This is a genomic window from Amycolatopsis echigonensis, assembly GCF_002846615.1.
Taxonomy (GTDB): Bacteria; Actinomycetota; Actinomycetes; order Mycobacteriales; family Pseudonocardiaceae; genus Amycolatopsis; species Amycolatopsis echigonensis.
In genome coordinates this window covers 7448261-7467024 of the sequence record NZ_PJMY01000003.1, presented here as the reverse complement: position 1 = coordinate 7467024, position 18764 = coordinate 7448261, and the positions used below count along the sequence as shown (strand labels likewise).

17 protein-coding genes are annotated in these 18764 nt (G+C 69.7%); 2 read left to right on the top strand and 15 right to left on the bottom strand.

The genetic code is table 11. The annotated features are described in order from the left end of the window. Positions 1-116: 116 nt before the first annotated feature. The 5 genes from ATK30_RS40230 to ATK30_RS40210 all read right to left on the bottom strand — a co-directional run bounded on the left by ATK30_RS40230 (position 117) and on the right by ATK30_RS40210 (position 5978). Positions 117-683: a TetR/AcrR family transcriptional regulator gene (locus ATK30_RS40230; RefSeq protein ID WP_101441320.1), complete on the bottom strand. Its 567-nt coding sequence runs from the start codon at positions 681-683 to the stop codon at positions 117-119. A 63-nt stretch (positions 684-746) separates the two neighbouring features. Then, entirely contained in the window at positions 747-1919 is a 1173-nt protein-coding gene (locus tag ATK30_RS40225) for a serine hydrolase domain-containing protein (protein WP_101439933.1), read from the bottom strand. Continuing rightward, positions 1916-3148: an MFS transporter gene (locus tag ATK30_RS40220; protein WP_208637548.1), complete on the bottom strand. Its 1233-nt coding sequence runs from the start codon at positions 3146-3148 to the stop codon at positions 1916-1918. The genes ATK30_RS40225 and ATK30_RS40220 overlap by 4 nt, the downstream gene beginning before the upstream one ends. Positions 3149-3234: 86 nt before the next feature. Continuing rightward, a complete protein-coding gene (locus ATK30_RS40215; protein WP_101439931.1) occupies positions 3235-4422 on the bottom strand; it encodes an acyl-CoA dehydrogenase family protein in 1188 nt (395 codons plus the stop codon). An 11-nt stretch (positions 4423-4433) separates the two neighbouring features. Beyond that, positions 4434-5978: an acyl-CoA synthetase gene (locus ATK30_RS40210; protein WP_101439930.1), complete on the bottom strand. Its 1545-nt coding sequence runs from the start codon at positions 5976-5978 to the stop codon at positions 4434-4436. A 110-nt stretch (positions 5979-6088) separates the two neighbouring features. Between ATK30_RS40210 and ATK30_RS40205 the strand changes: the two genes are divergently transcribed. Further along, the gene (locus ATK30_RS40205) at positions 6089-6727 is read left to right on the top strand and encodes a TetR/AcrR family transcriptional regulator (RefSeq protein WP_101439929.1); all 639 of its coding nucleotides are present in this window, start codon (positions 6089-6091) and stop codon (positions 6725-6727) included. Positions 6728-6803: 76 nt separating this feature from the next. Here the strand turns inward: ATK30_RS40205 and ATK30_RS40200 are convergent, their stop codons facing one another. From ATK30_RS40200 to ATK30_RS40160, 9 genes are all read right to left on the bottom strand, one after another. Beyond that, on the bottom strand, positions 6804-7307 hold the full coding sequence (locus ATK30_RS40200) for a helix-hairpin-helix domain-containing protein (RefSeq protein ID WP_101439928.1): 504 nt from the start codon (positions 7305-7307) through the stop codon (positions 6804-6806). Positions 7308-7353: 46 nt separating this feature from the next. Next, positions 7354-8076 carry an alpha/beta fold hydrolase gene (locus ATK30_RS40195; RefSeq protein WP_101439927.1) on the bottom strand — a complete coding sequence of 241 codons (723 nt, stop codon included), beginning with the start codon at positions 8074-8076 and terminating at the stop codon, positions 7354-7356. Between the two features lie 403 nt (positions 8077-8479). After that, a complete protein-coding gene (locus tag ATK30_RS40190; protein ID WP_244194871.1) occupies positions 8480-8986 on the bottom strand; it encodes a TetR/AcrR family transcriptional regulator in 507 nt (168 codons plus the stop codon). 126 nt (positions 8987-9112) lie between these two features. Further along, positions 9113-9934: an ABC transporter ATP-binding protein gene (locus tag ATK30_RS40185; protein ID WP_101439926.1), complete on the bottom strand. Its 822-nt coding sequence runs from the start codon at positions 9932-9934 to the stop codon at positions 9113-9115. Next, positions 9931-11751, bottom strand: coding sequence for a dipeptide/oligopeptide/nickel ABC transporter permease/ATP-binding protein (locus tag ATK30_RS40180; RefSeq protein ID WP_101439925.1), 1821 nt, complete (start codon positions 11749-11751; stop codon positions 9931-9933). The genes ATK30_RS40185 and ATK30_RS40180 overlap by 4 nt, the downstream gene beginning before the upstream one ends. Further along, entirely contained in the window at positions 11748-12689 is a 942-nt protein-coding gene (locus tag ATK30_RS40175) for an ABC transporter permease (protein WP_101439924.1), read from the bottom strand. Before ATK30_RS40175 ends, ATK30_RS40180 begins: the two co-directional genes overlap by 4 nt. A gap of 56 nt (positions 12690-12745) precedes the next feature. Then, entirely contained in the window at positions 12746-14269 is a 1524-nt protein-coding gene (locus ATK30_RS40170; protein ID WP_101439923.1) for an ABC transporter substrate-binding protein, read from the bottom strand. A gap of 171 nt (positions 14270-14440) precedes the next feature. Further along, positions 14441-15418, bottom strand: a complete 978-nt coding sequence (locus ATK30_RS40165; RefSeq protein ID WP_101439922.1) for a methyltransferase family protein — start codon at positions 15416-15418, stop codon at positions 14441-14443. Positions 15419-15506: 88 nt separating this feature from the next. After that, the gene (locus ATK30_RS40160; protein ID WP_101439921.1) at positions 15507-16463 is read right to left on the bottom strand and encodes an aldo/keto reductase; all 957 of its coding nucleotides are present in this window, start codon (positions 16461-16463) and stop codon (positions 15507-15509) included. Positions 16464-16549: 86 nt separating this feature from the next. On the opposite strand from ATK30_RS40160, the gene ATK30_RS40155 reads away from it, so the two are divergent. Then, the gene (locus tag ATK30_RS40155; protein ID WP_101439920.1) at positions 16550-17272 is read left to right on the top strand and encodes an SDR family NAD(P)-dependent oxidoreductase; all 723 of its coding nucleotides are present in this window, start codon (positions 16550-16552) and stop codon (positions 17270-17272) included. A 69-nt stretch (positions 17273-17341) separates the two neighbouring features. Here ATK30_RS40155 and ATK30_RS40150 read toward each other — a convergent pair whose 3' ends face one another. Then, on the bottom strand, positions 17342-18700 hold the full coding sequence (locus ATK30_RS40150) for an amidohydrolase (protein ID WP_208637547.1): 1359 nt from the start codon (positions 18698-18700) through the stop codon (positions 17342-17344). Positions 18701-18764: the final 64 nt, after the last annotated feature.

The window sequence follows — 18764 nt, the reverse complement described above, 5'->3', positions numbered from 1 at the left end:
GAAAGGAGTCGGCGTCCAGGAGAGACCGAACGTTCTATCTCCCTCAGAGCCTGTCCGCTCGGCCGGGTGCGGTCAAGACAGGTCGTTCTTTCCGAAGTCTTACGGCGCGCGGCGCGCTACTTCGCCGAGTCGAGGCGGTGCTGCAGGATGCCCTCGACGCCCTGGACGAACGTCTCGCCGACCTGGGCCGGGTCCGTCAGGCAGCCCGACGCCATCGCGCCGTCGCGGAGCATCACGAAATGCCGTGCCGCCGGTTCCGGCGGGGTCTCGCCGACCTGTGCGAGCAGGTCCGTGACCGTGCCCAGGAACCACTCGCGGTGCGTCAGGACGGCTTGGTGCACGGGATGCTCGGGGTCCGGGTATTCCGCCGCCGCGTTGAGGAACGCGCAGCCGCGGAAGTGCGCCGACTGGATGCTGTCGGCGATGAATCCGGCGACCGCGCGCAGCGCGTCGGCCGCAGGTGGGTTGCCGGCGAAGATCTTGCCGATTCCGTCGCGCTCCATCTCGGAGACGCCCCGCAGATACGCGACGACGAGGTCTTCCTTGCCGGGAAAATGCCGGTACAGGGTGGCCCGGGTGACCTTGGCCTCCGCGACGATCCGGTCGATCCCCACCGAGTGAAGGCCTTCGGCGTAGAAGATCCGGGTGGCTGTCGCGAGCAGCCTCGACCGCGCTTCGGACACCCGGACCTTCTGCACCACAACCGCAACGCTAGCAGAGAGAACGGTCGGCACCCTGGTGTCGCGTCACCCGGCCAGATGATCGCCGATCTGTGCGAACACCGCCTCCAGCGGCGGCACCGGAACGGACGGCGACATCACGTGCGATCCGTAGTGGGCGATGACCAGTTCGAGCCCCGGACTGACCTGCAGACGCTGCCCGTGGATGCCCTTCGCGCCGAACGTGCCGTGGCCGTCGTCGGGGACCCACCAGAAATTGTGGTACCCGATCGGCCGGACGGCACCGGTCGGCAAGGCGCGCTGCGCGGGGCCGGGCGGCACGTCGGTCAGATCGGCGACGACGCGTTCCGGCACGATTTGCTGGTCGCCGACCGCGCCGCCGCGGCGCAGCATCTCCCCTGCCCGGGCCAGATCGCGCAGGGTCGCGCTGTAGCGGCCGCAGGCGATCTCGGTGCCGGTGGAATCCAGGCAGTACGCACCGTCTTCGTCCGCACCCAGCCGGGCCCAGACCCGTTCGCTCCACAGCTCCGCGAGGCTGACGCCGGTGACGCGACGGAGGGCTTCGGCTACGGCCTCCGTGTTGCCGTTGTCGTAGCGGAATTCGGTTCCCGGCGGAGCGACGGCCTGCGCGGTGGCCAGATGTTCCTTGACGCTCGTGGGCCCGGTGTAGCCAGCGGGGCGGGGCACGATGCCGACGGCGGCGAAATAGCGTTGTGCTTCAAGGGGTTTGCAGAACGTACGTCCGCCGTAGTTCATCACGGTGCCCATGTGCAGCAGGTGATGGATCGTGGCGTCGCCGAACGCGGTGCCGCCGAGTTCAGATGCGTAGTGAGACAACGGCTGATCCGCGTCGAGTGCACCCTCGTCGATCAGGAGCGCGGCCAGGAGCCCGGTCCACGACTTCGCGACCGATGCGGACAGGTGCACGTCGTGCGCCCGCATGCCGTGGAAGTACCGCTCGTAAACGATCTTTCCGCGGTGTGCCACCAGGATCGCGTCGGTTTCCGCACTGGCAAGGAACTCAGCCAGCTTGACCGCCGGTCCCCCGGCACGCGCAGTCACGAGAAGGTGGTCCAGGTCTTGCGGATCCTCGGGCAGCTCCCGGCGCGGACCCGTGCCGCGCCAGACTCGCCGGGTCGGGCCGGTTTCCCTGGCGCGCGTCATGCCGAGGCGGATGAAAGCCGGGTCGACGTAGCCTCGGCTCCAATAGGCATTGTCCACTGTGTACGGGGTGGTCACGGTTTCTCCTTGACTACGGCCAGGGCAGCGATGCGCCGGGCGTCGCGTTCCGGACGGACGAAGAACAGCGCGCCCAGCCCGCCCGCCATCATCAGGACGCCGGGAATCGCGAACGCGGTGGCGAATCCGGCAGCCGGTCCGTCGGCGGCCTCGACGAGCCGACCGGTGACGTACGGCGCGAGCAGCCCGGCGACGGTGACCAGCGCGACGCTGACCGACAGCACCGCACCCCGTTGTGCGGGCGGGCTGATCTCGCTGTTGACCGTCTGCCCGTTGGCGAACGTGACGCCGTGGAAGCTGAACGCCACGGCGATCAGGACGATCCGCAGGACGGGCTGCGTCACGGTCGGCAGCAGCACCATCGCCAAACCCGCCAAGATCAGCACGCAGCCGCCGAGCACGCCGCGCGCGATCCGACTGGGCACGCCGAGGTGCAGCAGCCACTGGGTGATCGCGCCGTGCGCGAAGGTCAGGATCAGTCCGGCCAGCCAGGGAATCGTCGCGATCGCGGCCGCCTCGCCGGTGCTGTAGCCCAGGGCCGTTTCGAGATAGGACGGCAGCCAGGCGACCATCAGCGTCGACGTCCAGTACGCGCCGAACGCTCCGGTGAACCCGCCGAGCCACGTCCCGGAAAGCAGGATCCGCCGGTACGGGACCCGGCTGGCCGGGACCTGCGCCACACCGGCCGGGGCCAGGTCCACCGGGCCGTCGCGGCCGATCGCCAGCCACAGCGCGCACCACGCACAGCCGACCAGGAACAGGGTCAGGAACGCGGCGCGCCAGCCGAAGTGCACGATCACCACGGTGAGCAGCGGGGTCGCGATCGCCCCGCCCAGCGCGCCGCCGCCGACGATCAACGCACTGGGAATATTGCGCTTGGCGTTGGGAAACCAGCTGTGGGCGGCGTGCAATGCCATGGGCTGTGCGGGCCCTTCGGCGGCGCCGAGCACGATCCGGCTCGCCAGCAGCAGCCCGATCCCGCCGGCGGCCACCACGGACACCTGCGTCACCGCCCACACCAGGGCGAGCACCAGCAGGATCCACCGGGTCGAGATCCGGCTGGACGCGAGGCCGACCGTCAGCGCGCAGAGGCTGAACAGGAAGAAGAACGAACTGGACAGCAGGCCGTACTGCGACGGGCTCAGTCCGAACTCGTGCATGATCGGACGCGCGGCCAAGCCGAGCACGGTCTTGTCGCCGTAGTTGATCAGCATGAACAGCAGCAGCATGACCACCACGGACCAGCGGCGCAGCCAACTGCTTCCCGCAACGCCGTCCGTCGGTGCGGCGGACCGCGGCCTGGTGCCGGCCGGCTTCACCGCTGCGCCCCGGTCTGGAGCAGGGCTTTGGCGATGCCGTTCTTCTGGATCTCCGACGACCCGGTCAGCACGCGGAACATCCGCAGGCGCCGGAACAGCCACTCCACCTCCGCCCCGCGCACGAGCCCGGCCTTGCCGTGGATCTGCACGGCCTCGTCGGCGATGCGGAAGGCGTTCTCCGCCACGAACAGCTTGCACATGAACGCCTCCGTGCTCGGTTTGCTCCCGGAGTCCAGTTCGGACAGTGCGTCGTAGGTCATGGCGCGGGCCGCGTAGTACGCGGTGGCCATGTCGGCGATCTTGTGCTGGATCGACTGCAGCGCCGCCAGCGGTCCGCCGAACACCTGGCGGGTGCGGGCGAATTCGATGGTGAGTTCGAGCGCGCGGCGAGCGTGGCCCAGGACCGTGGGGCAGTGCAGCAGCCGGTTGGTGGTGACCCGGCCGAGTCCGATGCGCAACCCGTCGCCGACCCGGCCGAGCAGCTGCTGCGGGCCGACGTAGCAGTTGTCGAGGATGATGTCGGACTCGATGTGCTGGCCGGACATCGGCACCTCGCCGTCGGCGACGGTGCAGCCCGGCGAGTCGAGGTCGACCAGGAACGCCGAGTAGCGCTCCTCCTCCCCCGCCATCCGGGCGACCAGCACGGAGAAGGCGGCGATCGGGCCGGCCGAGGAGAACACCTTGTGCCCGCTGAGCCGCCAGCCGTCGCCGTCCGGGGTCGCCGTGGTGCGCATGGCCCGCACGTCCGACCCCGCATTGGTTTCGGTGAGCGAGAAACAGCAGGCGCGTTCCCCTCGAACCACCGGCAGCAGGTACCGCTCGCGCTGGTGCTCGGTGGCCGTGGAGAAGATCGCGCCGGCGCGCAGCGGGCCGCCCAGGTCGCCGAGCACGCAATGGTAGAGGATCCGGCCGGACGCGCCGACCTCCTCCTTGAGCGCGGCCAGTTCGGTGTAGGCCAGGTTGAGGCCGCCGTACTCGCTGGGCAGGTGGACGCCGTAGAAACCCAGCTCCCGGCAGCGTTTCCAGACGGGCTCCACCACGGCGCGGGTCAGCGGTGTCTCCGGAGTCAGCCCGAGCGTGGCCTCGTAGTCAGCGAGTTCGCCGGAGAGATACTCGCGCAGGCGCGCGACCAGCTCGGCCAGCCGCGGGTTGTCGGCGTATGCCGGGGTAAGGGTGAAGGACATGCCGGGCCTCCTCAGTGGACTTTCCGGGCTTCGCCCGCCCAATACCGGTCCCGCACGGCGCGCCGGTCGATCTTGCCGTTGCGGTTCACCGGGAGTTCGTCGGCGAAATCCACCGAGCGGGGTTTCTTGATGCGCGCCAGCCGTTCCGCGCAGAACTCGATCAGTTCCTCGGCGGCGACCTCGGAGCGGCGGACGACGACCGCCTTCACCGCCTCGCCCCACTGCTCGTCGGGCACGCCCACGACGCACGCCTCGGAAACGGCGGGATGCTCGTAGAGCACGGATTCCACTTCGGTGCAGTAGATGTTGTAACCGCCGGAGATGATCATGTCCTTCTTGCGGTCCACAATGAACAGATAGCCGTCGGCGCGCAGGTAGCCGATGTCGCCGGTGTACACCCAGCCGTCGCGGAACGTCTCCGCGGACAGTTCCGGCTCGTGCCAGTACTCGGTCACGCAGTCCGGACCGCGCACCACCACCTCGCCGAGGTCACCGGCAGGCACCGGCCGTCCTTCGTCGTCGACCACGCGGACTTCGGAGTCGAACAACGGCCGCCCGGCCGAGGACAGCAGCTCCGGGTCCTCCTCGATGCCGCGCACCACGTCGTCGCAGGTCAGAACCGTGACGCCGCTGGTGGTTTCACCCTGGCCGTACCCCTGCATCACGACCGGTCCGAACGCCGCCACCGCGTCGCGCAACCGCTGCGGCGACACCGGCGCGCCGCCCACCCGCAGGCAGGTCAACGACGACAGGTCGAAGTCTCCGAGACCGGGATGGGACAACACCATGTTCAGCATCACCGGCACCAGGAACGTCGAGGTGATCCGCTCCGCCTCGACCGCCCGCAGGAACTCCTCGGCGCTGAACCGCGGCAGCACCACCACCGTCGCGCCGCGGGAAAAGGCCGCCAGCAACCCCATTCCAGTCGCGTGCGTGATCGGACCCGCCGCAAGGTACCGCTCCGAGGCGGACGGCGCGCCTTCCGGGCTCATCAACCGCTTGCGCATGTTCGCCAGCCGGTTCCCGTTCGTCTGCACCGCCGCCTTGAGCTTCCCGGTGGAGCCCGAAGTGAAGTGCAGAACGGACGGATCGTCCGCGCTCACCTCGATCGCGACCGGCTCAGGCGAGCCCGCGGCCAGCACGTCCGCGTAGGACGAGGCATCCGGCGTGCGGCCGTCGTAGTCGATCAGCGAACACGATGTCCCGGCGGCCGCCTTGTGCGCCGCTTCGGCGTGCTCGGCGTCGACCAGCAGCACCCGCACGTCCGCGTCCGCCAGGATGTGCTCGACCTCGCCCGCGGACAGCCGGGCGCTGATCGGCACGCGCAGGAAACCGCCCTTGTAGCAAGCGATCTCGGTCTCGACGAGGTCCGCGCTGTTGCCGGCGAAGGTGGCCACCGCCTGCCCGGGCTCGACGCCGGACGCGAGCAGCGCGGACGCCAGCCGGTTCGTCCGCTCCTCCAGGTCGCGGTAGGTCCACCGCCGCTCACCGCACACCAGCGCCGGCTGTTCGGGCCAGAACGTGCTGGCACGGGTGACATAGCTGCCCAGGTTCACGCCGACTCCCTGGTTTCCGTCAGATTGACCAATGCTGAACACTGTGTCTATTAACGGTCGCGGTGTCAACAGTTCGCTACACTCGGGCCGGCGACGACCGAAGGGGGCACATGCCGACCACTGACCGCCGTACCCGCCGCACCCGCGGCCTGCTCCGCGACGCACTGGTGTCGCTGGTGCTCGAACGCGGATACGCCAACGTCACGGTGGAAGACATCACCGAACGGGCCGACCTGGGCCGCGCGACGTTCTACAGCCACTACCCGGACAAGGACGCGCTGCTGCGGCACGTCGTCACCGAACTCCAGGAGGAACTGGACGAACGGCTGCGCCCGCTGGTCCCGGCGTCCTCGGTGGGTTTCACCGGCAAACCGGCGCTCGAGCTGTTCCGGCACGCGCGGGAAAACCGGGATCTCTACCTGCTCATCCTGCGCGGCGAGGGCGACGGCCGGGCGCTGCGGCAGTTCACCGACGCGCGCATCGACGCGGTGTGCGCGGTGTTCAAGGCCCGAGCCGACCACCACGACGTCCGCCCGCGCATCGACCTCGGCGTGCTGGCGAGGGCGTGGGTCGGGGAACAGCTCGCCGTCCTGCGCTGGTGGCTCGAAGCGGACCCCGCGCCGATGTCCGCGGAAGAGGCGACGGGGATGCTGCAGAACCTCTCGCTGCGCGGGCGCTACTGGGCCAACGGCTTCGAAGGCGACCCGCCCGACCCCGCGCCGACTGGAGCGGATTCACCGCAGTCTTGAGGCTCTGCCTCGCTTGCGGGTGATCATCAGCGGACCGCGCACTGTCAGTCCCGCCGAGTTCAAGCGTTAACGCGCTTCATTTCTGCGCCTCGCGAAGGAGCCGCACCGCCTTCGGGCCGACGCCGTGCAAGGCCAGCAGTTCCGCGTCGGTGTGGTCGGCGGCTTGGGCAAGGTTCGTGATCCCGGCCCCGTGCAGCGCGCGGGTAGCTGGGCTCCCGATCGCCTTCGGCAAGTCGCCGACCTCTCCCGCGACCGCCGTCCCGGCAGCGGCCACCGGGGCGGCCAATCGCTTCGGCGCGCGGGCCAGCCACGCCCGGCGCACCCAGTGGTTGAGCTGCTGCCCGTTGAGGTCCTCGATCGGAAACCGCACCCCGGCCCGGGCGACGCGGCGTACAGTCGGGTGCTCGGCGCGCATTTCGTCCACATCGGACGCGGTCATCCGGAGCACGACCTGACGGTCCGGTCGCAGGGCAGCGAACTCCTTGCCCTGCACCGTGAACACGACCGTGCCGTCAACGGCCAGCTCGGCCGTTTCGGGGTAGGACAGGGCGGTTCTGCGGAGCTGCGCCGGTGTCGTCATGCGCTCCAGGCTGGCATGACTCCGCCGCGGAGGCCATTTCGGCGCCTCAGCGGGCCCCGAGGAACTCGAACACCGCCTCCCGGAACTCGACCCCCACCAGCGCACCGCGGTGATCGCCCGCGACCTGCCGCAACCGCGCCCCCGGCACGCGCGCCACCAGTTGCTCGATCCCGTGCGCCATGACGTCCTGCCGCCCGGCTAGGAACAACGTCGGCACCCGCGGAACCCCGGGCCCCGGATCGAACGGCTCGCTCGCCAGTCCCTCGACGAGATTCAGCAGCGAGTCCGCGTCCCCCGCCGCCGCCATGGCCGCAATCGCCCCGGTCAGCGGATCGTCCGGCGACGGTCCACCTTGGACAGCCGCCCGAGCAGCGCCGAGATCGACCGCCGCGAACGGTTCCCGCGGACTCAACCCTCCCAGCACCAACCGCCGCACCGACACCTTGGGATGCGAAGCGAGATCCCACGCAAGCCGCGCCCCGAGCGAATACCCGACGACATCGACCTCTTCCGCCCCAGCACATTCCGCGAGCGCGTCCACCACCCGAGCCGCGACAACCTCCGCCGCTTCGGCAACCCTGGGCCCACCAGGATGCCCCGGCAGATGCACCACAACCGTCTCCCGCCCGGCGGCCGCCAACGGATCGGCCCAGTACTCCGCGGGCCAATCCGACGTCGCCGACGACGCGAACCCATGAATCAGCACCACCGGAGGCCCGCTGACAGTACGACCGGCAAGCGTGCGAGTAACCGGAAACGCAGAAGTCATTCTCCAAGCGTAGACAAAACCCACGACCCGGTCCAGACCTCCGCGAGAGCCACCTTCACCGCCCTTGATCCCCCCAAGGAGCCCTTCACGACCCACAAAAACCGCAGCCGCCGCACCCACCCATCGAGGCACCCACACCTCCCCGCACCCCGATACGAAGCCTCCCTGCGGTTCGGGGGTGCTTGTCAAGGCATCTTTCCCGCCTTGACAAGCACCCCCGAACCGTCAGCACACTTGGCTTCGGGGTGCCCCACGCAACCGACCGGGCGCAATGTCGCCCGCCAGGGCGACGAGCCGCCCGCGACCCCTGAAACCCGGCCTCAATCCCCGATCCGAGCCATCAACCCGTCCACATAAGCCCGATAACGACCGGCAACCTTCCCCACCGGATGCATCAAACTCGTCACGTTCGCCCCAATGGACACCGCGATGATCTCGTCCGCCAACACCCCGATAGCCGGAGCGTCCACCGACTCCCCCTTCCCCGCGCGGCAGCGATCCGCGAGGTCAGCTCAGCCCGCCAGCTGGTCAGCAAATCCCGATACTGCCGAGCAAGGTCCGGATTGGCCACGGAATGCTCCCACAACACCAACAGCACCCGGGCGGACGCGATCTGATGCGCATCCATCGGGATCGCCGCCTCGACGAACCCGCGCAGGGATTCGAGAGGGCCCAGCGAAGGATCCAGCTCGGACATCCGCTGCGAGGTCTCCTGCAGCACGCTCTCGAACGTCGCCGCGATGATGCTGTCCTTGCTGGGGAAGTAGTGCTTGAGGGCACCGTTCGCGAACCCGGCCGCGGTGACGATGCTGCGCATCGTGGCGGCCTCGAACCCGCCTTCGATGATCAGCTTTTTGGCGACCTCGACGATCTCCCGTCGGCGCTGATCGTGATCGATGACCTTCGGCATGGTTACAGACTCTAACTCGTATTCTCCCGCGACGGATGCGGCCCTGCTCGACCCGCCCGCGGGAGCGGCGAACCGGAAAACGGGCACGGACATGGTGCGGCCCAAGGCGGCCTGACGACGGAGCGCTTATCCGAGCCCCAGCCGGGCCGCCCGTCTCTCCGCCTGCCGGGCCGGGTCCGCGACCGGGACGGCCAGCAGCAGCCGCTGCGTGTAGGGATGCTCCGGCGCGCGCGTGATCGCAGCCGTCGGCCCGGACTCCACGATCTCTCCCTGGTACAGCACCGAAACCCGGTGACAGATCCGGCGCACGACGCCGAGGTCGTGCGACACGAACAGGTACGACACGCTGGTTTCGCGCTGCAGTTCGAGGAACAGGTCGAGGATCGTCGCCTGCGTGGTCAGGTCCAGCGCGCTCACCGGCTCGTCGCACACGATCAGCCGCGGCCGCCGGACCAACGCGCGCGCGATCGCGATGCGCTGCCGCTGACCGCCGGAGAACTCCCCGGGATACCGGTGGACCGCGTCGGCGGGCAGGCGCACCCGGTCGAGCATGTCCGCGACCACCGTTCGGGCCTCCGCGCGCGAGGTGCCCGCCACCACCAGCGGTTCGGCGAGGACTTCGCTGACGGTCATGGTCGGGTCCAGCGAACCGTACGGGTCCTGGAAGACCACCTGGATGTCGCTCGCCAGCCGACGGCGCGTCGCACCGCGGGCGTGAGTGATGTCCTCGCCGTCGAAGGTGATCCGGCCGGACTCCGGCGCGGCCAGGCCCAGCACGGCTTTGCCCAAAGTGGACTTTCCCGACCCGCTTTCGCCGACCAGCCCGACGCATTCGCCCGGCTTGACGTCGAGCGAAATCCCTTTCAGGGCGCGGAATCGGACCCGGCGGCTGAGCCGGTAGTCGACGACCAGGTCCTCGATCGCGAGCAGCGGCGCCGGCCCCGTCATCGCCCGGCCTCCTCTCCGGCCGCGTGGGCGAGGCCGCGGCGTTCCCAGGCTTCGTCCAACTCGTCCCGGCCTTCGGTGTCGTCCAGCGACGCGCTGATCAGTTCGGCGGTGTAGGGGCTCTCCGGCGTGCGGAAGATCCGTTCCACCGGACCGGTTTCCACGATCCGGCCGTCCTTCATCACCACGACGCGGTCGCAGATGTCCGCGACGACGCCGAAGTTGTGGGTCACGATCACCAGCGCCATCCCGTACTCGGCCCGCAGTTCGCGCAGCAGTTCCAGCACCTCGGCCTGCACCGTCACGTCCAACGCGGTCGTCGGCTCGTCCGCGACCAGCAGCGACGGTCGCCCGGCCACCGCGCCCGCGATCAGCACGCGCTGCGCCATGCCGCCGGAGATCTGGTGCGGATAGCTCGCCATCACCCGGTCCGGGTCCGTGAGCCCGACCCGCACCAGGACCTCCCGCGCCCGCTCCTTCGCCGCGGCCTTGTCCAGCCCGTGCACGCGCCGCAGCGGCTCGACGAGCTGGTGTCCGATCGGGTAGCACGGGTCGAGGTTCGTCATCGGTTCCTGCGGCACGTATCCGATCTCGCGGCCGAGCAGTTTCGCCCGCTCCGCCGCGTTGCCGACCTGGCGCCCGCCGACCCAGATGCCGTCGGCGACCGCGGTTCCGCCGGGCGGCAGCAGGTCCAGCACCGAGAACACCGTCTGCGTCTTGCCGGACCCGGATTCGCCGACGATCCCGAGCACCTCGCCGGGCGCCGCGTCCAGCGACACTCCGCGCACGACCTCCTTGACCCCCTTGTCGGTCGCGTAGCCGACTCGCAGGTTCTCGATCCGCAGCGCGCAGTCCGCCGCCGCGTGTTCGTGTCCGCCGGACGCCACGCCACTGGGCAAGGACGCGGGGGCCGCGAGCGCTTCCCGAACCCGTGCCCGCGCGCGGCGCGTCGGCTGTTCGGCGCGGACGCTGACCAGGTCGGCGAGCGTCGAGCCGATGAACGCCAGCGCCGCGATCGTCACGCCCAGCGCGATCGACGGCCACAGCAGGATCAGCGGGTACGTCAGCATGTTCAGGAAGCCGTCGTTCATCGTCTGGCCCCAGCTGGGCGTCGACGCCGAACCGATGCCGAGAAACTGCAGACCGGCCTGCATGCCGATGGCGAGCCCGGCGGTGAGCGCGGTCTGCACGATGATCGGCGCGTACACCGCGCGCAGCAGGTGCGTGCGCAGGATCCGCAGTGTGCCGACGCCGGCCACGCGCGCGGCGTCGATGTACGGCTCGCGGCGCACCGTGAGCGCGCGGGCGCGGGTGATCCGGTAGTAGCCGGGCGAGAGGAACACGCCGAGCGCGATCATCAGCACGGTGAAGTCCTGGCCGGTGCCGGCCGCGACGACCAGCAGCACGATCATCCCGGGCACCGACTGCAGCGCGTCGCTGATCCACGAGCAGATCCGGTCGGTCGCGCCGCCGAAGTATCCGGCGGCCACCCCGGCCGGGACGCCGAGCACGACGCCGGTGACGCAGGTGATCACGCCGCCGTACAGGGTGGTCCGCGCGCCGTAGAGCAGCCGGCTGAGAATGTCGCGGCCGGCGGAGTCTCCGCCGAGCAGGTGCCCGTTGCCGGGTTCGGCGTGGGTCAGCGCGAAGTCGACGTGGTTCGGGTCGTACGGGGCCAGCCACGGCGCGAACACCGCGGCCAGCACGACGAGCGCGAACACGGCCAGCGCGAACACCCCGACCGGGCGGCGGAAGTACCGGCGCAGCAGGGAAATTCGCTTCACCGGGGCGAGCGTGGCGGGGAACGGGGCAGCGGTCATCGGTCGCGCACCTTCGGGTTGACCCACCCGAGCACGAGGTCGAGCAGGAAGTTGACGATCACGACGAACACGACGGTCACCGCGGTCAGGCCGAGCAGCACCGGGATGTCCCCAATCTGCGACGCCGACTGGGTCAGGCTACCGATCCCGGGCAGGTTGAACACGATCTCCACGACCACCGCGCCGCCGAGCAGGCCGACGAACATCAGCGCCAGCACGGTCAGCGCGGACGGCGAAGCGTTGCGCAGCACGTGTGTCGTGACCCGGCGCGGCGACAGGCCCCGTGCCCGCAGCGTGCGGACGAAGTCCTGGTTGGCGACCTGGAGGAAGCCGTTGCGCAGCTGTTCGGCGATCATCACGATCGCGCCGAGCGACAGCGAGATCGACGGCAGCGCGATGGACCGCAGCCAGCCGACCACCGACTGGTCCGGCGACACGTAGCCGACCGCGGGGAACCATTGCAGCTGGATCGCGAACCAGGTGACCAGCACGAGGCTGATCCAGAACCCGGGCAGCGCGAACAGCACCACCGACGCGAGCTTCAGCACGCGGTCGACCACGCCGCCCGGGCGCAGGCCGCAGACGACCCCGACGAGCACGCCGAGGATCGCGGCGAGCAGCGTCGCGGCGACGACGACCGACAGCGTCACCGGCACGCGCAACGCGATCTGTTCGCCGACCGGCTGGAAATTCCGCCAGGAAGTCCCGAAATCGCCGGTGACCGCGTGCGACAGCCAGTCCCAGAACTGGGCGAGCAGCGGCCGGTCGTACCCGATCCGGGCGCGCAGCGCGGCCTGCTGCGCGGGGGTCGCGCTGTTGCCGAGCAGCCCGGCGGTCGGGTCCCCCACCGCGGTGTGCGCCAGGAAGAACGTGCCGCTCGTGACGAGCACGAGCAGCAGGATCCCGGACACCAGGCGTTTGACGATGAATGTGAGCATGTTCCGGCTCCTCCCCGGGTCCGTCCGGAAAGGACGGACCCGGGACGACGGGCGCGTCAGCCGCGCTGGATGAACCGCAGCGTCGGGAACATCATGCCGGTGATCGGCGTGACGGTGATGCCCTTGACGCTGAAGTAGAGGTTGTCGGCCTGGTACCAGACGTTCCACCAGGCGAGGTCCACGAGCTTGGCGTTGAGCTGCTTGAGCACCGCGGTCTGCGCCGCGCCGGGCTGGGCCTGCTGCGCCTGCCGCACGAGCGCCTTCACCTCCGGGAAGGCGTCCACCGACGGCTTGGGGTTGTACCACTGCGCCGAGGTGACCTGGTCGGTCAGCGTGGCCATGTCGTTGCCGTCCATCGCGATCACCGCGAGGAACATCGGGTACGTCGGCGCGTTCTTCTGGTAGTCGGGCATCGACATGTTCTGCCAGTCGACCTTGATGCCCAGCTGCCCGAACGTCTGCTCGGCGGCGGGCTGCCACGCCTGGAAGATCGTGGACATCGGCATCTTGAGGCTGAACCCGTTCGGATAGCCCGCTTCGGCGAGCAGCTGCTTGGCCTTGCCGAGGTCGGTCTTGTACTTGCCGTTGCCCGCCGGGTCGTACACCTCGCTGCCGCTCGGCCACAGCTGGTCGGTGACCGTGCCGGCGTCGTTGCCCACCGCCTTGAGGATCCCGGCCGCGTCGAAGGCGTAGGAGATCGCCTGCCGCACGCGCTGGTCGCCGAGCGCCTTCACCTGGCTGCCGGTGCGGTCGGCGAACTGCACGCCGACCCACGAGGCCGGTTTCTTCGCGACGTTCCAGCCGTTCTGCTGTGCCTTCGGCAGGTTGGCCGCGTTGGCGAACTGGACGTTCAGCTGGCCGGACAGCATCGCGTTGAAACTGGCCGCCTGGTCGGTGATCGGGAACAGCCGCACAGTCGGGAAGGGGTAGGTGGCGCTGTCCCAGTGCTTCGCGCGCTTCTTGAAGACGTACTGCGACTGCGGCTGCGAGGACGCCTTGTCGAACGTGTACGGACCGGAGCCGTCCGGACCGGTGGCGAGGGAATTGGCCTTGATCGCCTTGGGCGAGGCCATCCAGCTGCGTCCGAGCCCCATGAAGTAGAGCAGTGCGTCGTCGCGTTCGGACAGGGTGAGCACGACCGTTGACGGGTCTTTCGCTTCGACGCTCTTCACGTCGACGTACGCCTGGCCGGACCGGGTGCCCGCCTTGAGGTGGTTGAGGTTCTCGACCGCCGCGGCGGCGTCGAACTTCTGGCCGTCGTCGAACGCGACGTCGTCGCGCAGGTGCAGGGTCAGGGTCAGCCGGTCGGCCGACCAGTCCCACGACTTCGCGAGCGCGGGCACCGGCTTGGCGTCCTTGTCCAGAGCGATCAGCGGGTCGTAGACCGCGGACAGGTACGGGCCGTCGAAGCCGATGTCGGCGTTGGCCGGATCCCACGACGTCACGTCGAGGAACACGCCCGCCTTCAGCTCGTCGGTGCCCGCGCCCGCCCCGGCGGCGCCCGAGCCGGTGCATCCGGCGATCGCGAGCAGCGCCGCGGCGGCCGCCGCGAACAACGCCGCTGTCCTTGTCCTCGTCATTGAGTCCCTCTCTCAGGGTGCTGGACCGCCGGCGGGGCCGCTCGGCGCCCCGCCCGGAACGGCGGGCCTTCGAGTGCGGCCCGGCTCGCCGCGGTGCCGGATAGTCTACGATTGTCGGCTAAAAAATCAACGGGCCGGATGCGTTCGTTATCTCCGGCCGAGAGGCCGTTTTCAGACGGCGTCGGCGACCAGCACGCGCGGGCTTCCGGGCAGTGCGAGGACATCGCATACGCGCCATCCCGCCCCGTGGAGCCATTCGCGGACTTCCGCCTCCGGATAGACGACGGTTCCGTCGATCACGAAGTACTCCCCCGCGTGCAGCGCGTCGATCGGGCGTTGCCGTTCGTTGTCGTCGAGGAAGAAGTCCAGCAGCAGCAACGTCGCTCCGTCCGCGGCGGCGGCGCGCGCGTTGGCCAGGATTTTCCTGTTCTGCTCCGCGGTGAACCGGTGCACGACGTGGTTCACCATCACCAGATCGTGCTCTCCGCCCGGTGCCGCGGATTCGGTCGGCGCGGGGTCGATGCTCGTGCGATCCGCGAGCCCGGCCGCGTTCACCGCGTCAGTGATCCCTTGCGTGGACTCGGGGGCGAAAACGAACCGGGCGGTCAGTGCGGGATTCGCCCGCAGCGCACCGATCGCGAATTCCGGCGACAAACCGCCCAGATCGAGCATGCTGCGGTACGGCGAGAAATCGAACGCCCGCGCGAGCATCGACGCGTGCAGCGCGTTGAAGCGCATCACGCCCGCCATGAACGTCGCCCAGCGGCCCTCGTCCATCCGGAGGTCGCCCGGTTCGCCACTGTCCACAGTGGCGTCGAACTGGAGCCAGTGCCCGTAGCTGATTTCGTTGAGGAAGGTCAGGAACGGCGCCAGGTCCGTGGTGCCGCCCCCGCCGAGGTACTCCCGTGCGTCCTCGGCCAGCTCGTAGCGGCCGTCGATGCGCTCCAGCAGGCCGCGCGCGTTCATCGCGTCGGCGAGGATCCGGGTCAACTGCTCGCCCCTGCCGGTGGCCGCGGCCAGTTCCGGCGCCGTGCGCGGACCGTCGGCGAGCGCGCGGAACAAGCCGATCCGCGAGGCGGCGAACAACTGTTTCGCGCCCATGTACCCGATGGCGATGTCGACGATGCGGTCCGGCGCTGGTTTCGTCATGTGGCGGCTCCTCACGGCGTCGGGGATGCCTCTCCGGGCAACCCGGGGAGCTTTAGTCTACGCACGTCGACAAAAAACACCAGCCCCTTCACCAGGTTCCGTCGGCGGCGACTTCGCGATCGAGCCACAGGTCCCTCGTCAGCTCGCGGATCCGGTCCGCGCCGACGCGTTCCAGCAAGGCGAGCGCGCCCGCGTTGTCCTCCAGTTGCGCCAGCCGCGATACGCCCACGAGGACGTTCGCGGTCGCGGGATTGGCCAGGCAGAAGGCAATTCCCAGCTGCGCGGGGGACGCGTCCAGTTCGCCGGCGATCCGCCGCACCGTCGGCCAAGCAGCGGCGATCTTCTCACGGATGCCGCCGACGTCCGCGCCGATCTTGCGATTCGGCTCCAGATTCCCGACCAGCAAACCGCCTTCGAAAATATCCGACGCCTGCAGCGTCAACTCGCCGGAAGCGAACAGCGGCGCATAGAACTCGCCTTCGGCCATCGACCGGCGCGCGAGCCCGTATTTGAGCTGCGCGAAGGTCGGCGGCGCGAGACCTTTCTTGCGCGCAATGGCAAAAGCTGTGCGCAGATCGTCAATGCGCCAATTGTTCACGCCCCACGCACGAAACCGGCCAGCCTCCATCTGCTCGGCGACCTCCGCGACGACCCGCTCGAGGTCGATTTCGCCGAAGTAGTCGCCGACCACGACCAGATCGGCCGACTCGACGCCGACGCGTTCCAGTGAGACGTTCATCTGCTGCGAGAAGCCGACGTTCGGGTAGTCCCAGAGCCAAAGTTTCCCGCAGTAGAGCCAATCCTCACGGGCGAGTCCGGCCTCGCGCACCGCGCGGCCGAAGATCTGGTCGGTGGTGGAGCCCTCGGCATGCGGGCCCATGTCGTAGTGCGCGACGTCGAAGAAGGCGTGCCCCAATTCGGCCGCCCGGGCGATCAGCGCCACCGCGTCGTCGAAATCCATCCGGTCCCAGGTGTTCCACGAGCCGAGCGACAACGCCGGCACGCGCGGGAACGCCGGGCCCAGTCCAGGTCGATCCGTCGCCACGATTCCTCCTGCGAGTCAAGGGATTTATTTTCTACGCTTGTATACTATAAGCCCGCGAACCCCGCTCCCGGCGAAAGGAAACGACGATGCCCGCTGCCCGTACCGTGCTGATCACCGGAGGCGCCGGCGGCATCGGCCGCGCGATCGGAGCCGCCTTCGCCCAGGCCGGCGATTCCGTGGTGCTCGCCGACCTCGACGGTGCCGAGGAAGCCGCGAAACCGCTGGGCGGGCGCGGAATCCGGGTGGACATCACCGACGAAACCGCGATCGCCGCGACCCTCGACGAGGTCGGTCCGATCGACGTCCTGGTCAACAACGCCGGCCTCCTGAGCGTCCACGGCCGGCTGCTGGACCTGCCCGGCGCGGACCTGCTGCGCATTCTCTCGACCAACGTGCACGGCACGTTCCTGATGACGCAGCTGGTCGCCCGCCGGATGGTCGAGCGCGGCGAACCGGGCGTCGTGGTCAACCTGTCCTCGATCGGCGGACGACAGCCGACGCCGGGCATGGGCGGGTACGAAAGCAGCAAGGCGGCGGTGGACGCGCTGACCCGATGGGCCGCGATCGAACTGGCGGAGCACGGGATCCGGGTGAACGCGGTCGCGCCCGGCCCGGTCGCGACGCCGATGCTCGCGGCCGCGATGCCGCCCGGCTCGCCCGCGCACGACGCGTGGGTGGCGCGGATCCCGGACGGCCGGATGGCCGCGGTCGAGGACGTCGCCGCCGCGGTGGTGTTCCTGGCGAGCCCGGCCGCCGCGCACATCACCGGAACGAGCCTCCCGGTGGACGGCGGCCAGCTGCTCACCTGAGCCAGCCGTCCGTGAAGGGCTCCTCGCGGGTATCTGATTCCCGCGAGGAGTCCTTCACGGACCTCGCATCTACGCGAACAGCCCCGAGCGCTCGAAGACGATCTGTCCATCCAGGACAGTCAGGTCCACCTCGACCTCGGGCAGCTCGGCGGGGGTCACCGCGTACGGATCCGCGGACAGCACGCAGAGATCGGCCGCCATCCCCGGCGCGAGCGTGCCTTTCCACGACGCGGCACCGTCCTGCTGAGCCGGGTGCACGGTGTAGCAGCGCAGCAGGGTTTCCATCCGCTGCCGCACGTCTTCGGCCGGGCCCATCCACTGGTCCGCCGCGGCGATTTCCTTGCGCCAGTCCGGCGGCAGGACCGGCGCGTCGGATGTCAGGCACAGCGGAACCCCGGCGTCCAGTGCCTCCTGAAGCGGCCACGCGGTCTCCGAGCTGCCCAGCCCCAGCGCCGTGTCGACTACCCCGGCGGTCCGCACCGCGATCCCCGCCTGAGCGGACAGCCCGACCCCCAGCCGGGCCATCCGCTTGAGCTGCGCCGCGTTCACCAGGTCGCCGTGGATGACGTAGTGCCCGAGATCGACGTCGCGTTCTTCCCGGGCCCGTTCGACGGCGTCCAGCATCAGCTCGATCGCCCGGTCTCCGGTCGCGTGCACCCCGACCTGGAGCCCGGCCTCGTGCGCGGCGAGGACCATCCGGGTGAAGTTTTCCTCGCGCTCCGGGTCGTCCGCGCCGCCGACGAGCAGGTGGGCGTGGCTGCCGTCGGCGTAACAGTGGTGGGTGTAGGCCGAGCGCATCGGCGGGATGCCGTCGGCGAAGATCTTCACCCCGCGGAAGTTCAGCCGGCGCGGGTCCGGGCTCGATCCGTCCACTGTGGTCAGTCCGGTGCGGAAGGTGTCGAAGGTGCTCGGGCCGTCGAGTTCGCCGTACAGCCAGAGCGCGGTCACCCGTGCCCGCAGGAGACCTTCGGCGGCCAGTTCCCGGTACTGCTCGACGACGGACATGCCGAACGCGCCGATGCGCCCGTCGTCCTCCCCCGGACCGAGACCGGGTTCGGTATAGCTCGTAATGCCCAGTGCGGCAAGGATTTCGCCCGCACGGAGGATCGCCGCCCGGCGTTCGGCGGCGGTGCGCAGCGGCTTTTCCGGGCCGGCTCCGGGCGTGCCGTCGTCGGCGAAGAGGGTGGCCGGCCACAGCGCGCCGAGCCAGGCGCCGTGCAGGTGCGCGTCGTTGATGCCCGGAAGCACCGCGCGGTCGCCGAGGTTGAGCACCTTCGTGCCGGGGCCGATCAGCTCCCGCACGTCGGCGTCGGTTCCGGCGCGCAGCACGCGTCCGTCCCGCACCGCCAGCGCGGTCGCGGGCGCGGCGCCGGCCATGGTGTGCACCGCCGCTGCCCGCACGACGAGGTCCGCAACTGAGGTCGGCACAGGCGCTCCTGGAGGGATTCGGGGACTCGACATTTTTGTCGACGTCCGTAGACTAACCCATCAC

Coding starts and splice junctions, on each gene's coding strand:
- ATK30_RS40220 (WP_208637548.1), bottom strand. CDS start 3,148: ATGCTGCTGCTGTTCATGCTGATCAACTACGGCGACAAGACCGTGCTC.
- ATK30_RS40215 (WP_101439931.1), bottom strand. CDS start 4,422: ATGTCCTTCACCCTTACCCCGGCATACGCCGACAACCCGCGGCTGGCC.
- ATK30_RS40205 (WP_101439929.1), top strand. CDS start 6,089: ATGCCGACCACTGACCGCCGTACCCGCCGCACCCGCGGCCTGCTCCGC.
- ATK30_RS40200 (WP_101439928.1), bottom strand. CDS start 7,307: ATGACGACACCGGCGCAGCTCCGCAGAACCGCCCTGTCCTACCCCGAA.
- ATK30_RS40195 (WP_101439927.1), bottom strand. CDS start 8,076: ATGACTTCTGCGTTTCCGGTTACTCGCACGCTTGCCGGTCGTACTGTC.
- ATK30_RS40190 (WP_244194871.1), bottom strand. CDS start 8,986: ATGCCGAAGGTCATCGATCACGATCAGCGCCGACGGGAGATCGTCGAG.
- ATK30_RS40185 (WP_101439926.1), bottom strand. CDS start 9,934: ATGACGGGGCCGGCGCCGCTGCTCGCGATCGAGGACCTGGTCGTCGAC.
- ATK30_RS40180 (WP_101439925.1), bottom strand. CDS start 11,751: ATGACCGCTGCCCCGTTCCCCGCCACGCTCGCCCCGGTGAAGCGAATT.
- ATK30_RS40175 (WP_101439924.1), bottom strand. CDS start 12,689: ATGCTCACATTCATCGTCAAACGCCTGGTGTCCGGGATCCTGCTGCTC.
- ATK30_RS40170 (WP_101439923.1), bottom strand. CDS start 14,269: ATGACGAGGACAAGGACAGCGGCGTTGTTCGCGGCGGCCGCCGCGGCG.
- ATK30_RS40165 (WP_101439922.1), bottom strand. CDS start 15,418: ATGACGAAACCAGCGCCGGACCGCATCGTCGACATCGCCATCGGGTAC.
- ATK30_RS40155 (WP_101439920.1), top strand. CDS start 16,550: ATGCCCGCTGCCCGTACCGTGCTGATCACCGGAGGCGCCGGCGGCATC.